Annotated in this window: 10 protein-coding genes and 1 tRNA gene; 9 read left to right on the top strand and 2 right to left on the bottom strand. The window is 61.4% G+C overall.

The window, feature by feature from the left end:
- Positions 1-68: 68 nt before the first annotated feature.
- The 5 genes from ilvC to ACP3RB_RS02635 all read left to right on the top strand — a co-directional run bounded on the left by ilvC (position 69) and on the right by ACP3RB_RS02635 (position 7,462).
- The gene (gene ilvC, locus ACP3RB_RS02615) at positions 69-1,097 is read left to right on the top strand and encodes a ketol-acid reductoisomerase (RefSeq protein WP_005508646.1); all 1,029 of its coding nucleotides are present in this window, start codon (positions 69-71) and stop codon (positions 1,095-1,097) included.
- Between the two features lie 211 nt (positions 1,098-1,308).
- A tRNA-Lys gene (locus ACP3RB_RS02620) sits at positions 1,309-1,381 on the top strand.
- A gap of 616 nt (positions 1,382-1,997) precedes the next feature.
- Entirely contained in the window at positions 1,998-3,542 is a 1,545-nt protein-coding gene (metG, locus tag ACP3RB_RS02625) for a methionine--tRNA ligase (RefSeq protein ID WP_426699349.1), read from the top strand.
- A 395-nt stretch (positions 3,543-3,937) separates the two neighbouring features.
- A complete protein-coding gene (locus tag ACP3RB_RS02630) occupies positions 3,938-4,705 on the top strand; it encodes an ABC transporter ATP-binding protein (protein WP_012903286.1) in 768 nt (255 codons plus the stop codon).
- 3 nt (positions 4,706-4,708) lie between these two features.
- Positions 4,709-7,462, top strand: a complete 2,754-nt coding sequence (locus ACP3RB_RS02635; protein WP_426699350.1) for an FtsX-like permease family protein — start codon at positions 4,709-4,711, stop codon at positions 7,460-7,462.
- 146 nt (positions 7,463-7,608) lie between these two features.
- On the opposite strand, the gene ACP3RB_RS02640 is transcribed toward ACP3RB_RS02635, so the two are convergent.
- Together ACP3RB_RS02640 and ACP3RB_RS02645 are read right to left on the bottom strand one after the other, a co-directional pair.
- Complete coding sequence (locus tag ACP3RB_RS02640) at positions 7,609-8,445, bottom strand: response regulator (RefSeq protein WP_426699351.1); 837 nt, start codon at positions 8,443-8,445, stop codon at positions 7,609-7,611.
- A 41-nt stretch (positions 8,446-8,486) separates the two neighbouring features.
- Positions 8,487-9,938: a sensor histidine kinase gene (locus ACP3RB_RS02645; protein WP_426699352.1), complete on the bottom strand. Its 1,452-nt coding sequence runs from the start codon at positions 9,936-9,938 to the stop codon at positions 8,487-8,489.
- 589 nt (positions 9,939-10,527) lie between these two features.
- Between ACP3RB_RS02645 and ACP3RB_RS02650 the strand changes: the two genes are divergently transcribed.
- The 4 genes from ACP3RB_RS02650 (at position 10,528) to ACP3RB_RS02665 (ending at position 15,726) form a co-directional block, all read left to right on the top strand.
- Positions 10,528-11,955 (top strand): transcriptional initiation protein Tat, encoded by a 1,428-nt coding sequence (locus ACP3RB_RS02650; protein WP_426699353.1) that lies wholly within the window; start codon positions 10,528-10,530, stop codon positions 11,953-11,955.
- Positions 11,956-12,225: 270 nt separating this feature from the next.
- A complete protein-coding gene (locus ACP3RB_RS02655) occupies positions 12,226-13,281 on the top strand; it encodes a 3-isopropylmalate dehydrogenase (protein ID WP_426699354.1) in 1,056 nt (351 codons plus the stop codon).
- A 384-nt stretch (positions 13,282-13,665) separates the two neighbouring features.
- On the top strand, positions 13,666-14,763 hold the full coding sequence (locus ACP3RB_RS02660; RefSeq protein WP_426699355.1) for a branched-chain amino acid aminotransferase: 1,098 nt from the start codon (positions 13,666-13,668) through the stop codon (positions 14,761-14,763).
- A 210-nt stretch (positions 14,764-14,973) separates the two neighbouring features.
- Positions 14,974-15,726, top strand: a complete 753-nt coding sequence (locus tag ACP3RB_RS02665; protein WP_005507404.1) for a fumarylacetoacetate hydrolase family protein — start codon at positions 14,974-14,976, stop codon at positions 15,724-15,726.
- Positions 15,727-15,779: the final 53 nt, after the last annotated feature.

Here is a 15,779-nt window from a genome sequence, read left to right on the forward strand (position 1 = left end):
GCTATCAAGTAGAATAGTCAATGTTGAGCCCAGCCTGGGCCGCATACCAAACTTACTGAGGAGAAGAAATGGCAGCAACCATTTTCTACAACGACGACGCAGACCTCTCTCTGATCCAGGGCCGCACCGTAGCAGTTATCGGCTACGGCTCCCAGGGCCACGCACACGCACTGAACCTGCGTGACTCCGGCGTGAAGGTCATCGTCGGTCTGTCCGAGGGCTCCAAGTCCCGTGCCAAGGCTGAGGCAGAAGGCCTGCGCGTCGCAACCGTTGCAGAAGCAGCAGCAGAAGCAGACGTCATCATGATCCTGACCCCGGACCAGGTCCAGGCAAAGGTCTACGCAGAGAGCATCGAACCCCACCTGAAGCCCGGCAACGCACTGTTCTTCGCACACGGCTTCAACATCCGCTTCGGCTACATCACCGCACCCGAGGGTGTCGACGTGGCAATGGTCGCCCCCAAGGGCCCCGGCCACACCGTCCGCCGCGAATTCGAAGCAGGCCGCGGTGTTCCCGCCCTGGTCGCAGTTGAGAAGGACGCATCCGGCGAAGCACTCGCACTGGCACTGTCCTACGCAAAGGGCCTCGGCGCAACCCGCGCAGGCGTCATCAAGACCACCTTCACCGAAGAGACCGAGTCCGACCTGTTCGGCGAGCAGGCAGTCCTCTGCGGCTCCACCTCCCAGCTCGTCCAGTACGGCTTCGAGGTTCTGACCGAAGCAGGCTACCAGCCCGAAATCGCATACTTCGAGGTCCTGCACGAGCTCAAGCTCATCGTCGACCTGATGATCGAAGGCGGCATCGCTAAGCAGCGTTGGTCCATCTCCGACACCGCAGAGTACGGCGACTACGTCTCCGGCCCCCGCGTGATCTCCCCCGAGGTCAAGGAAAACATGAAGGCTGTCCTGGCAGACATCCAGAACGGCAACTTCGCAAAGCGCTTCATGGAAGACCAGGCTGCAGGCGCACCCGAGTTCAAGGAACTGCGCGCAAAGGGCGAGGCACACCCCATCGAGGCAACCGGCCGCAAGCTGCGCGAGCTGTTCTCCTGGAACTCCGTTGACGACGACTACACCGAAGGTTCCGTCGCTCGCTAAGCGGTAGCTCAGCAATAGCTTTCTAAGAATCCGGTGCTCCACCCACACCCCACACGGGGGAGGGGACGGGGCGCCGGATTCTCGCTGTTTCAGGCTAAATAGCACCACCCACCAAATATGTGATGCAGTTCATGCTTGCTCGAGTTGCGGGCACCCACAGAATACCGTATAGTATTTACTTGTTGCAGGGGAAACCCTGAAAAACAAATAAGCGCCTCTAGCTCAATTGGCAGAGCAATTGACTCTTAATCAATGGGTTCTGGGTTCGAGTCCCAGGGGGCGCACTTGATAGAAAATCCCGCTGATTCTTCGGAATCGGCGGGATTTTTGCGTTCCCTGAATAAATACAGTTTTCATGGGTTGAGGTGTAGATATTCCCCTTACTCCGGTGGTCGATGCTTGGAAGACGGTATTCGCCCTCGTTCCTACAGGGGACCCGTCCTCGCTTCGCTTCGGACACCCTGATGTCACTACGGGCGATACCGTCTTTCCTCGCTTGGTTACCTAGCGTGGCGATGGGGAATATCTATACCTCTGTGCATCTGTGGTTCAGGGGCTCTTGGAATCCCGCCGGGGGTGCGGTAGCTGTGCGGTGGTTCCGTGTGTGCCCCGTGCCTAGCGAACTGGGGCGGAGGAGGGCTGTCGCGGTTTAGCGTGTTGCTTGGCGGCTGGAAGTTTAGGCTGGTGCGCCGCGTTTTCCGGAAGCGCCCTCAGGGTGTCACACGGACGCTCTCCACAGCGAAGCAAGGAGGAAGCGGAGCGTCCGGGTGACGGGTGCCCCTGCGTAGGCGCGGAGGAAACATGCGGCGTGGCAGCCTCCACCCACACGCAATGAGCCACCGCGTATCAGAGTGTAACCCCGGTGAGAGCCTAGCCTAAGACTGCGGTAAACTGAAAGTTATGACTGCAACTCCGTTCTACATCACCACCGCCATCTCCTACCCCAATGGCAACCCGCACATCGGCCACGCCTACGAAACCATCGCAGCCGACGTGCTAGCCCGCTTCAAGCGCCTCGACGGCTTCGACGTGCGCTTCATGACCGGCACCGACGAGCACGGCCAGAAGATGCAGACCACCGCCGAAAAGCTCGGTAAGACCGCCAAGGAACTCGCCGACGAGAACTCCGCACGCTTCAAAGCAATGAACGACGCGCTGAACATCAGCTACGACCGTTTCATCCGCACCACCGACCCCGACCACTACGTCGCATCCCAGGCCATCTGGAAGCGCATGGAAGAAAACGGCGACATCTACCTCGACAAGTACGCCGGCTGGTACTCCGTACGCGACGAAGCCTACTACGCAGAAGACGAAACTGAAGTACGCGACGGCCAGCGCTACGCCATCGCCACCGGTACCGAAGTCGAATGGACCGAAGAAGAATCCTACTTCTTCCGCCTCTCCAAGTACGGCGACAAGCTCCTCGAACTCTACGCCACCGAAGGCTACGTCTACCCCGAATCGCGCCGCAACGAACTGATCTCCTTCGTCAAGGGCGGCCTCAACGACCTGTCCATCTCCCGCACCACCTTCGACTGGGGCGTACCCGTACCCGGCAACGACAAGCACGTCATGTACGTGTGGGTCGACGCCCTCACCAACTACCTCACCGGCCTCGGCTACCCCGACACCGACAACGAACTGTTCACCAAGTATTGGCCCGCCGACCTGCACCTCATCGGTAAGGACATCACCCGATTCCACTCCATCTACTGGCCCGCATTCCTGTGGTCTGCCGGAATCGAACTGCCCAAGCGCGTCTTCGGCCACGGCTTCCTGCTCGTCAACGGCGAGAAGATGTCCAAGTCCGTCGGTAACGTGGTCGACCCCGCAAACCTCGTCGACGCATTCGGTCTGGACGCGGTGCGCTTCTTCCTCATGCGTGAGGTGTCCTTCGGTCAGGACGGCTCCTACTCCGAAGAGTCCATCATCAACCGCATCAACTCCGACCTGGCAAACAACCTCGGCAACCTCGCCCAGCGTTCCCTGTCCATGGTCGCCAAGAACTGCGGCGGCGCCGTGCCCACCCACGGCGAATTCACCGAAGCCGACCGCAAGATCCTCGACGAGGCGGCAGCCCTCTACGAGCCGGTCCGTGCAGACTTCGACGAGCAGGCATTCCACCGCGCGCTCGACCGCATCTGGACCGTCCTCGCAGACACCAACGCCTACTTCGCAGAGCAGGAACCCTGGACCCTGCGCAAGAACGGCGAACTCGACCGCATGAACACCGTGCTGTACGTAACCCTCGAGGTCGTACGCCAGGTCGCCCTGCTACTGCAGCCGGTTATGCCCGACTCCACCGCCAAGCTGCTGACCCTGCTCGGCGTACCCGAAGGCAACGCACGCCAGTTCGCAGCCCTTGGCACCGCACTCGTGCCCGGCACCGAACTGCCCGCACCCGCACCGGTGTTCCCCCGCTACGAAGCACCCAAGGCATAACAGCTACCATTAGCGGATAGCGCCTGAGATAGCGCCGTAACAGATAGCGACAGAAAGCCCTCGGCTTCCCCACCCCAGATGGGGGAGGAGCCGGGGGCTTTTCGCATGCAGATATAGGTGTAGGCGCGGGGCAGAGAAGCGGGGTAGGGGTGCAGGGGTGCACGGGGCCGGGGGGGGGGGGAAAAAAAAGAGAGAGAATGCTGATTGAGCCGCCACTCATCCTTAAGGATGAGTGCGGCACCCCGCCCAGCCCGCCACAGGCTCATCTCAGCCCGCGGAATGAGTGGGGAACCCCTGCATCCGTAAGCAAAGGCCCGGTGAACACCTACCAAAATCAACCTGGAGGATGAGAAAAACCCCGTAGTCAGCGCCACGCTGCGTGAAATAATTGAACTATGACTACGACAACTCCTCACGCCCAGACGGCACAGCCCGCCGTCTCCGCACGAAACCTTTCCAAAACCTACGGCATGGGTGAAGCTACCGTCCACGCCCTCAACAACGTCTCCGTTGACTTTGAGCAGGGCAAGTTCACCGCCATTATGGGCCCCTCCGGCTCCGGCAAGTCCACGCTGATGCAGACCATCGCAACCCTGGACACCCCCGACCCGAACCCGGCAACCTCGATTCGTATTGGCGGTACCGAGCTCTTCGGCCTGAAGGACAACGCCCTCACCGAGTTCCGCCGCGAACACATCGGCTTCATCTTCCAGGCGTTCAACCTGGTCCCCACCCTCACCGCGGGTCAGAACATTGACCTGCCCCTGGGCCTCGCCGGTAAGAAGCCTGACCCGCAGTGGCGCGACTACCTGGTCAAGACCCTCGGCCTGGAAACCCGCCTCGACCACCGCCCCGAACAGCTCTCCGGCGGTCAGCAGCAGCGCGTCGCCATCGTGCGCGCCCTGCTTGCACGCCCCGAAGTGGTCTTCGCCGACGAACCGACCGGTAACCTCGACTCCAACTCCGGCGCCGAGGTGCTGCGCCTGCTACGTGCCGCCGCAACCGACCACGCACAGACCATCCTCATGGTCACCCACGACGCAAACGCCGCCTCCTACGCAGACCGCGTGGTCTTCATCAAGGACGGCATGGTCGCCGGCGAAATGATCGAACCCACCTACGACGCCGTCCTCGGCGCAATGGCACAGCTGGAAGGTCGATAAGCCGTGGCAACCACACTGAACACGGTGGCGCGCTCCAACCTGCGCGCCTCCAAAGGAAAATACGTCCTCACGGGCATAGGCATCGCGATCTCATCTTTCTTCATCGCCGCCATTATGATGCTCACCAACTCGCTGCAGGCGACCGTCAACTCCTCCGTTGGTGACGTGCTCTCCCGCGCCGAGGCGGTCGTCGCCTCCGCCGCTACAACCAGCGACGGTAAAGACAGTAGCGCCATCTACCTGACCCGTGAGCAGATCAAGAAGGTGGAACAGAGCGACCTGCTCTCCGGCTACTGGGTGCAGTACGCCGTTGCGGGTACGATCGGCACCGGCGACCAGAAAGCCCAGGTGCAGTACGACCAGCTGCCCGCCGACTCGAGCCTCTTCCCGTACAAGGTGCAGGGTAAAATCCCCAGTAGCGACCACGAAATCATGCTCTCTACCTACTTCGCGAAGAAGCACAACCTCTCGCTGAACGGCAAGGTCACCAGCACCGACGTTGTAGAATCCGTCAGTGCCCCCGGTACTAATAAGACCGCCGAATACACCGTTGTCGGTCTTTTTGACCCCGGTTTTGAGGGCTCCACCACCAATTATGCTGTCTTCATTGGCGGCACCGCCCTCGGCGAAGCCAGCTTGAAAGCAGCCGAGTCAGAAAACAGCAGCTCCGCGGCAGGCTACCGCAGTATGGCTGGCGCGAACCTCATCTACCTCAAGTTCAAGGACGGCGTAACCGACGCCAAGCTCAAGACCCTGCAGGACTCCCTCAGCACTGGCAACCAGAAAGACGACCCGCGCGTCATGACCGGTCAGAAGCTGCTGGAAGACTACCAGAAGAGCATCTCCACGGTCTTCACCTCCATTAGCGTGGTCCTGGGCGCCTTCGCGGCCCTGGCTCTGCTGGTTTCCTCCTTCGTCATCTCTAACACCTTCGCGGTGCTGGTTGGTCAGCGCATCCGTGAGCTCGCCCTGCTGCGCACCCTCGGTGCCCGCGGCGGCTCCCTCGTGCGGATGCTGCTCGTCGAATCCATTACCGTGGGCGTGGTGTTCTCCCTCATCGGTGCACTGCTGACCTTCCCGGTCGGTGCGCTGGTTGGTGCGAACCTCACCAGCATCATGATCTCGTACTCGATTACCCCGGTAATCATCAGTACCCTGATCTGCACCCTCGTCACGGTGCTTGCCTCGCTCTCTCCGGCACGAAGCGCCCTGCGCATCTCGCCCATTAGCGCAATGAGCGAGCACACCAACCTTGAGGTGCGCAAGCCCGGCAAGGTCGGCCCGATCCTGGGCCTGGTCTTCGGCGCCGCAGGTATCGGCCTGGTTATGCTGGCTCAGAACCAGGGTTCCGGTGAGGGTGCCGGCAATAAGGCCATCCTCCTCATGATGGGGGCCGCACTGCTGCTCGGTATTGCAGTCTTCCTCATCACCCCGCTGGTACTGCCGCCGCTGGTACGCGCCCTCGGCATGGTCACCCGCACCCAGACCGGCAAGCTCGCGCTCGCCAACGCGCTGCGTTCGCCCAAACGCACCGTCTCCACCGGTCGTGCCGTGCTGGTGGGTACCCTGGTCGTGTCGATTGTGCTGACCGGTTACTCGGTGCTGAGCGCCTCGCTGACCAAGGCTCTGGATCAGCAGTACCCGATTTCTGCGCAGGCGAAGTACAGCTCGTATGACCAGTCTGAGGCGGCCTCCACCGTGACCAAGGCGGAGGAGATCGCCTCCAAGGTCAAGGGTATTAAGAACGTTCAGGCATCCGCCGTCGGTTACGCAGCCGGTGTGGTCGACTACACCGTCGAGTACGAGGGACAGACCGCCAACCAGAATTCCGACCTGGTGGCGTTGAGCTCCTCCGATCTGAAGGCAATCTTGCCCGACGAAAACTCGAACCTTGCCGACGACACCGTGCTCGTGCCGCAGGGCCTCTGGAAGTCCGCAGGCTTGAATGAGTCCAGCCGCCTGAAGGCACACGGCCCGCTCGGCGAAGTGGAACTCAAGCCCGTCAAGTCCGCAACCAAGCAGCACCTGCTGATCGTCAACCCTGCCACCGCCGCCAAGCTGCAGGACGCCAAGAACCCGCAGAAGGTTGCCAACCCCGCCGCTGAGGAAGCTCAGAAGCGCCTGGAAGAAGCAATCGCCAGCGGTGACAAGGAAGCTCAGACAAAGGCAGCTCACCTGACCGTCACCAGCCAGGCAACCGGTAACGACACCGTCGTTCTGGTGCGCGCGGCATCCCCGCTGACCAGTAGCGAGAACGCGGCCCTGCAGGCTGACCTGAACCGAGCCAGCCCGAGCAGCTCCTTCACCGGTGGTCTGCAGGAACGTCAGACCTACGACCAGCTGCTGACCGTCATGCTGACCTTCACCCTGGTGATGCTCATGCTCGCAGTGGTCATCTCCATTATTGGTGTGGCAAACACGATGACCCTGTCGGTCAACGAACGCCGCCGCGAGAATGCGATGCTCCGCTCGCTGGGCCTGTCCCGCAAGCAGTTGCGCCGCATGATTTCCATTGAGGCGATCCTGATTACGCTCGCCGCAGTGGTGCTCGGTATGGTTTCCGGTGCGGTGATTGGTAGCCTCTCGGCGCAGATTATTATGTCTTCCATGAGTGCTTCCGCCCCGCTCGTGCTTGACCTGCCGTACGTCTGGTACGTGGTCATCCTGATTGTGGGTGTGCTCGCCGCGATGCTCGCTTCGGCTCTGCCGGCGGCTCGTTCGGCTCGCATGTCCCCGGTTGAGGGTATGCGCGGCTAACCCGGCATAGTCACAGTACCCGGCAAACCCGGATACTCGGCGTGAGATAGTGAAGCCCCGGAGGGTGCCCCAATATGGAGGCGCCCGCCGGGGCTTCACTGTGTCCTCTAATCTGCTAATCTGCCGTGTCCTTATATAAGGGGGCGCTAGTGGGCGATACCCGCCTCATACGCCATAATCACCGCCTGCACACGATCACGCGCACCCAACTTCGCCAACACATGCGACACATGCGTCTTCACCGTCGCCTCCGACAGCACCAACTCCCGCGTAATCTCCGCATTCGACAAGCCGCGCGCAATCAAACCCAGCACCTCAAACTCACGCGGCGACAACTGCTCAATCAACTCACGATGCGGATAATCCTGCACAGGCTCAAAGCTTGCATGCTCAGCCGGAATAAACGTCGCCTTAGGAAGCTCAGAACCAGCAGCCGGGGGAGTAGCCTGCACAGAGTCGGCAACAGGAGCAGCAGGAACAACAGGAGCGGGGGAGTCCAGCACCGGAATCATCTGCTCCAACAGACGGCGAGTCGCAGACGGCGCAATCACCGCATCGCCGCGGTGCACCGTACGAATCGCCTCCAGCAGCTGCTCCGGCGGAGTGTCCTTCAACAAGAAACCGCTCGCACCCGCACGCACCGCCGAATACACGTACTCATCAATATCGAAGGTCGTGAGCATAATAATGCGCACCCGCTCATCCTCCTCACGCTGAGCGTCACGCTCCAGAATACGGCGCGCAGCCTCCAAGCCGTCGCAGTGCGGCATGCGCACATCCATGAGGATGACCTGCGGCGCCTGCCCCTCAGAGACCATGCGGTCAAAAACGTCAATAGCCGCCAGGCCGTCATCAGCTTCCATGACGACCTGCAGGTCCGGCTGGGAGTTGACGAGCATGCTCAGGCCGCCGCGCACCAGGCGCTGGTCGTCGACGAGCATCACACGGATCGGCTGGGTGGTCTGTGGTGCAGAAGAGTACATAGTTTCAATCCTAGATCACGAGGTAGTAGAGGGCACGGGTATTAGAGGTCGCGGTAGGGCAGCGCCGCCTCAACGAGCCAGCCGCCGTCGGGCTGCAGACCGTAGGTGAGGGTGCCGTGGTAGAGGGCGATGCGCTCGCTCATGCCGCGCAGACCGTTACCGCTACCGGGTACCGGGCTGCTGGCGCGCTGATTTACGGCAGAGGCCGAGGCAGAGGAAACAGAGGAAACCGGGTCGTTCTGAATCCGCAAGTGCAGACCGGCCTCACCCCAGTGAATGGTGACGGTGGTTGCCGCGCCGGGAGAGTGTTTGAGCGCGTTGGTGAGCGCCTCCTGCACGGTGCGGTACGCCGCCAGCTCGGCACCCTGCGGCAGGGTGCGTGCCATGGTGCCGGTGATTCCGGTGAAGGTGACGGGTAGCCCGGCGCGGCGGCTCTGCTCCACGAGGGCGGGCACGTCGCTGAGGGTGGGCACGGGCGCGTAGGCGGTTGCCTCGTCCGTGCGGAGTAGCCCGAGTAGGGAACGCATCTGGGTGAGGGAGTCGCGTGCCGTATCTGCGATGAGTTCGAGGGTCTGCTCGGCAATATCCGGTGTGCTCTGCTGCTGAACCTGACCCGACTGCTCAGCCTGACCCGACTGCTCTGCCTGTTGTGTTTGCTGTGCGCGTGCGGTGCGGGCGCTCGCGGCGGCGTAGCGTGCCCCATCCGCCTGAGAAATAATGCTGGAGAGCGAGTGTGCCACAATATCGTGCATTTCGCGGGCGATGCGGGTGCGTTCGTCCTGCGCGGCAAGGCGGCGTTCCTGTTCCTGTTCGTATTCGAGGCGGCGGGCGCGTTCTTCGAACTCTTCGCTGCGCAGTTCGCGCATGCGGCGGGAGTCGCCGAGGAACCAGAAGACGGTGAAGATGGATCCGCAGAGCACGCCGAGCATCAGGGAGATGAAGATACGGGCGGGTATGTCGTCCCAGTGGTAGAGGAGTGAGAGTGAGGCCTGCACGGTGACGGCGAGTGCACCGACCCAGCCGAGGATGAGGGAGCGGAAGCGTGCACGGCGGGTCCAGTGCCTGCCGGTGTGGTAGGCAGCGAGGCTGACCGGCGGGTAGCAAGTGATGACGAGTGAGTCGGGGAAGGGGGACACGAGGGTGAGGCAGAGCGCCGCGATGACCACGTAGATGCTGCCGTAGGGGAAGCGGTAGCGGAAGTAGAGCGCGGTGGTGCTACAGAGTGCAGAGATGACCGGGATCCAGCCGTAGCCGTTGATGAAGGCAACGGAGAGCACGCAGCAGAAGAGCTGCATGTGCGCGACGACGAGGACGTTCATCCAGCTGCGTTTGTCTCTGAGGTAGCTTTGCACGCGGCTGGAGGCGGTGATGGCGTCGGCGGGCAGGTCGCTGCTTTCTGAGATGCCGCGGGTTTTCGTTACGGCGTAGCCGGGTTCGGCTGTCTCTGTGCTGTGCTGTGGGTTCTGCTGGGGTTCGGTGTGCTTGAGGGTCATGTTTCCAGTGTATCGGGGTGGTGGGGCGGGGTTAGGGGCCTCTTTTTGCTCTCACATGCAGGAATATTCTGTGGGTTTGTGTGTGGGAGTGTGTGCTTACGTGTGTGCAACACGCCAAAAACAGTTATTTTAAGTGAGTTCCACCACTTTTTCTTATGATATTTATTCAAGTTGAACTTGAGAGTTTGGGGTTGTATGGGGTTTGAATTCGGGTTTAAGAGACTTGAAGCTCCCTTAAGTAACCTATTTTGGTTGAAAAACCTTCAACTAATGCGGAGAGTTTAAGGAAAACCCCCTCATCAAGCCATTTTTGGAACCATTGCGGTACAGGTCCTTGATGGGTATAGTTTTAGCCGTACCCGAAATCTATGCCGATGGCCCAAGGCCTCGCAGAGCGAACACCAAGCGCTCTGAAGTGCACCTCCCTATATATGGGGAGCGGGATACAACATTATGTCGTTATCACCACAGAGGTTAGGCGCAAGCCTACTTCACTCACTCGAATCTCATCAGGTGACGTTCTTCGCCGTACACGACGGCGGGTGATAACTTTTATTCCTCAAAATGACATCACTCTCGAAGGACATACATGTCTACTAACATTTCTCGCCGCAAGGTTGTAGCTGGCGCAGCATGGGCTGCTCCGGTTGTCGCAGCTTCCGCTGCAGTTCCCGCTTTTGCTTCCTCCACCGAGTGTGAGTGGAACTCCACCGAAAACTACAGCATCTCCGGTCAGCCCTCCGGTGCACGCGACACTCTGAAGATTACTATTCCCGCTAAGGTCGACAAGCTCCGCTTCGAGGTTGCTGGTGGCGCAGGTGGCGGCTCCGCTCAGGTTGCTGGTGGTTCCGGTGCTCTCGTGACCGGTGAAATCCCCGTCAAGGCAGGCCAGGTTGTTGAGCTGGTCGCAGCTGCCGGTGGTGTAGCTTACCTGGCGTCCGAGCCCGGCGTTGACAGCGCGGCTATTTGGCAGACCCGCCCCGCAACCGGTGGTAAGGGCTACGGTAACGGTGGTGACGTAAACGAACAGCCCGTTCCCGCAGACGCCAAGGCTCGTGTTGAGGCTAACGCGCCCATGCCTTCCGATATGAAGCGTTACCTCTACGGTGGTTCCGGTGGCGGCTCCTCCGCTCTGATTATTGACGGCACCCCGATTGCTGTTGCAGGTGGCGGTGGCGGTGCGGGTATCCGTACCCAGCCCGGTACCAACAACATGCCCTCTTCTTCGCCTTTCTACAACCCCAAGGCAGTCAACGCTTCCACCACCAGCCTGGGTGACACCGCGGTTAAGTCCGTTCTGCCCGCAGGTGCAAGCGCATCCGCAGCAGCCGGTGGCGACGCTGAGACCTCCATCTCTCACTACACCGTTCTGAAGCCGTACGCTAACGAGCGTACCGCTATGAAGGTTGCCGGTGGTAAGGGTGGTAACGGCGGCGTCGGTGGCGCAGGTGGCGAGCAGCCCCTGCTGTACAACGACGCTAACTTCTACGGTGTTCTGGGCTTCACCAGCCAGAACAAGCAGGAGCTCTTCAGCTCCGCTACCGCTGGCGACAAGGGTGGCTCCGGCTTCGACGGTAAGGGTGCAGACGGCGTCTTCGCATACTCCTACCAGATCGATAACAACGATATCTCCAAGCTGGAAATCGTTCACCAGACCAACCCCCTTAACCTCAACGAAAAGCGCCCCTACAGCGAAAAGGACACCCGCAAGTCCTTCAACGGCTACCAGACCGTTGTCTCCGCAGGCGGTGGCGCAGGTTACGGTGGCGGTGGCTCCGGTGCTGCTCGCGGTCTCTCCGCTATCATTACCTCCCAGAAGTGGAACGCTAACGAAGAGCCCACTCGTTACCGCCAGAACGTTAGCGCACTGCTGCAGGCAGGCGCAGGTGGCGCAGGTGGCTCCTTCGTTTCCCCCACCGTTCCCAATGGTGAGATTTCCTCCGCTAACAACGCTGCAAAGCAGTCCGGCGTTCGTAACCCCGGTTACGTGAAGGTTACCCTCTGCACCCGCTCCTAATAGCAGTAGCATCTAGGGTCCTCACACTGAGCGAGAACTCATAACAATATTCCCCGGCTGAATTATCAGCCGGGGAATATCGTTTTAATCGGCAGAAGCTGAACGCCACAGAATCCAAGACCCCAGAAGCCAGTGGGCGCCGGGTCGAACCAGAAGGGTAGGGGAGTGGCATGGCAGGAGCTGTAGCTGGTCAGACGTCGTCTAGCCCAGAGTCTGAGAACCCGCCCGCACGCTCTACCGCCCACCCGCGGCGCGTATTACGGTAGAGGCATGACTGAAGCACGTAGCATCGACCTCGCCGTCATCCCCGGCGACGGCATCGGCCCCGAAATCATTACCGAAGCCCAGCGCATCCTCACCCGCGCCTGCGAGCTCGAAAACATCACCGTAACCCCCACCCACTACAAGCTCGGCGCCGAGCACTGGCTGGAAACCGGTGAAACCCTGCCCGACTCCACCATGGACGCCCTCAAACAGCACGACGCGATCCTCTTCGGTGCCATCGGTGCAGACCCGCGCAGCGGCAAGATTCCCTCCGGCCTCATCGAACGCGAAATGCTCCTGAAGCTGCGCTTCGCCTTCGACCACTACATCAACCTGCGCCCCTCCCGTCTGTACCCCGGCGCAGTCTCCCCGCTTGCCAACCCCGGCAACATCGACTTCGTCGTCGTGCGTGAAGGCACCGAAGGCCCCTACATCGGCAACGGCGGCGTTATCCGCGGCGGCACCCCACACGAAATCGCCACCGAGGTCTCCCTCAACACCGCGCACGGTGTGGAGCGCCTGGTGCGCTACGCCTTCGAGCTGGCTTCCACCCGCCGCAAGAAGGTCACCCTCGTACACAAGACCAACGTGCTCACCCACGCCGGCCGCCTCTACAACCGCTACTTCACCGAAATCGCGACTGAATTCCCCGAGGTCGAGACCGACTACCTGCACATTGACGCGACCACCATCTTCATGGTCACCGACCCCGCCCGCTTCGACGTGATTGTCACCGACAACCTCTTCGGCGACATCATCACCGACCTCGCCGGTGCAGTCACCGGCGGTATTGGCTACGCGGCAAGCGGCAACATCAACGCCGTCGGCGAGTTCCCCTCCATGTTCGAGCCTGTACACGGCTCCGCACCGGACATCGCCCGCCAGAACAAGGCAAACCCCACCGCCGCAATCCTCGCCGGTGCAATGCTGCTGCGCCACCTCGGCCACGATGCCGCCGCAGCCCGCATTGAGGACGCCGTCGAGGCAGATATGCGCGAAAACGGTGCCAGTGTGCGCGGAACCGATCAGGTCGGCGCGGACGTGCTCGCACGCCTCGGCTAATACTGGCTCGGCTAAAACTCATCTGCCGTAGCAGTTGAACGCAAAACACTCGTGAAGCCCGGAAGGAACACCCCTTCCGGGCTTCACCCATACCTGCACCCGCGCAGCCCCTGTTCACATCCTGAATGGGAGAAAAGGTGCGCATGCGGCAAACGCATCTTTCCGGTACTCTAAAACAGGTCAGGCACACCCGCCCGGCACCTCGGCGGTGGACACCATCCACCACTAGCTTTGATGCATCCGACTAGCACAGACCGCTAGATGCACCCATCTGCCCCGCACGACAACGCGCCCGGCGGCACACACCGGTCCCTCGCCCCGCCGCGAGAACCGCAATTCAAAGAACGCCCACAGAGGCAACTAGACGAAGAGGAACGCAGAACGATGGCCATCGAATTCAGCCACGAAGCAAACCAGTCACCCGCCACCGCCGAACGCCGCGCCGAAATCCTCGCAAACCCCGGCTTCGGCGACTACTTCAGCGACCACATGGTCACCATCGACTGGGAAGGCGACTACAAGACCGGCGGCACCTGGTACGACGCACGAGTTCACCCCTACGGCCCGCTCGTCCTCGACCCCGCAGCATCCGTCTTCCACTACGGTCAGGAAATCTTCGAAGGCATCAAGGGCTACCGCCACGCCGACGGCTCCGTATGGACCTTCCGTCCTGAAAAGAACGCAGCACGTTTCGCGAACTCCGCACGCCGCCTCTCCCTGCCCGAACTGCCCGCAGAGACCTTCATCGAATCCCTGCGCGAACTCGTGAAGATGGACGAGCAGTGGGTACCCACCGGCGACGGTGAAGCCTTCTACTTCCGCCCCTTCATGATCGCAACCGAGGCATTCCTGGGCGTTCGCCCCGCACGCCACGTGCAGTACCACGTCATCGGCTCGCCCGCAGGTAACTACTTCGGCACCCCCGAACCCGTGGACATCTGGCTCTCCACCACCTACGCCCGCGCAGGCGAAGGCGGCACCGGCGCGGCAAAGTGCGGCGGTAACTACGCAGCGTCCATGATCGCCCAGATCGAAGGCGAAAAGCACGGTTGCAAGCAGGTCATCTTCAAGGACCCGCACCGCGGTGACGCCATCGAAGAGCTCGGCGGCATGAACGTGTTCTTCATTTTCGGCAAGGAAAACAAGATTGTTACCCCCGAACTGACCGGCACCATCCTCGAAGGCGTGACCCGCTCCTCGCTGATTCAGCTCGCCAAGGACCGCGGCATGACCGTTGAAGAGCGCGCCATCACCCTCACCGAGTGGCGTGAAGGCGTGGCAAACGGCGACATCACCGAAATCTTCGCCTGCGGCACCGCAGCAGTGGTTGCCCCCATCGGCAAGCTCAAGGCTGAAGACTTCGAAATCCCGGCACCCACCGAGCACTTCGGCGAAATCTCCAAGAGCCTGCGCGAAGAGCTCGTCGGTATTCAGCTGGGCACCGTTGAGGACCGCCACGGCTGGATGACCCGCCTCATCTAAAACGTGAATCTCAAAACGTGAATCTAACGTAACCCGCGAAATCCCCGCAGGATGCCCGCCCGACCCGCACATCGCGCGGCGAGCAGCCCGCGGGGATTCGCTGCGCCCGGTAAAGATAGGGGAGTGCATAGGGGAGGGGAGGCGCACCTCGCCGCCTCGCTCAAACCCGACCCGCCGCTGCAACCCTCGAAGGCTGGTACCCTAGAAAGTATGCGTATTGCACGATTTACCGTAAATAATGAGCTCCACTTCGGGCTGGTAGAAGGTGACGCAGGCGAAGAAACCCTGCGCGTACTCGCCGGCGACCCCTTCTACTCGGGCATCGAACCGACCGGCACCACCTACCCCATCGACCAGGTGCGCCTGCTCGCCCCGATCATCCCCCGCTCCAAGGTGATTGGAGCGATCGCAAACTGGGCAGGAACCGAGGCGCCCGCCTCCCCGCAGTTCTTCCTCAAGCCCAACACCACCGTGATTGGCCCCGGCGACCCCGTGACCCTGCCCGAGTACTCCGAAGCCGTCAGCGCAGAAGGTGAACTCGCCGTCATTATCGGTCGTATCGCCAAGTCAGTGCCTCTTGAGCGCGTGCACGAAGTCATCTTCGGCTACACCGTAGCCAACGACCTCACCGCCCGCGACCTGCTCGAAGACCGCCAGTGGACCCGCGCCAAGGGCTTCGACGGCTCCACCCCGCTCGGCCCGTGGATTGAAACCGACCTGGACACCGACTCGCTGAACATCACCACCTGGGTTGACGGCGACGTCGTGCAGGAAGGCAACACCTCCGAAATGCACTACTCCGTAGCCGAACAGGTTGCCGCAGCCTCCGAAATCTTCACCCTGCTGCCCGGCGACGTACTGCTCACCGGCACCCCCGCCGGCATCAGCGTACTGCGCGACGGCAACGAAGTAGAAGTCGAAGTCGAAGGCATCGGCTCCCTCGTCACCCGCGTGCGCGACTAAGTAGCCCGCGCCCACAAACGTAACGTACATCCTGAAACACACCGTCAAGGAGA

Source organism: Rothia mucilaginosa, from assembly GCF_049990865.1.
GTDB classification, from domain to species: domain Bacteria; phylum Actinomycetota; class Actinomycetes; order Actinomycetales; family Micrococcaceae; genus Rothia; species Rothia mucilaginosa_I.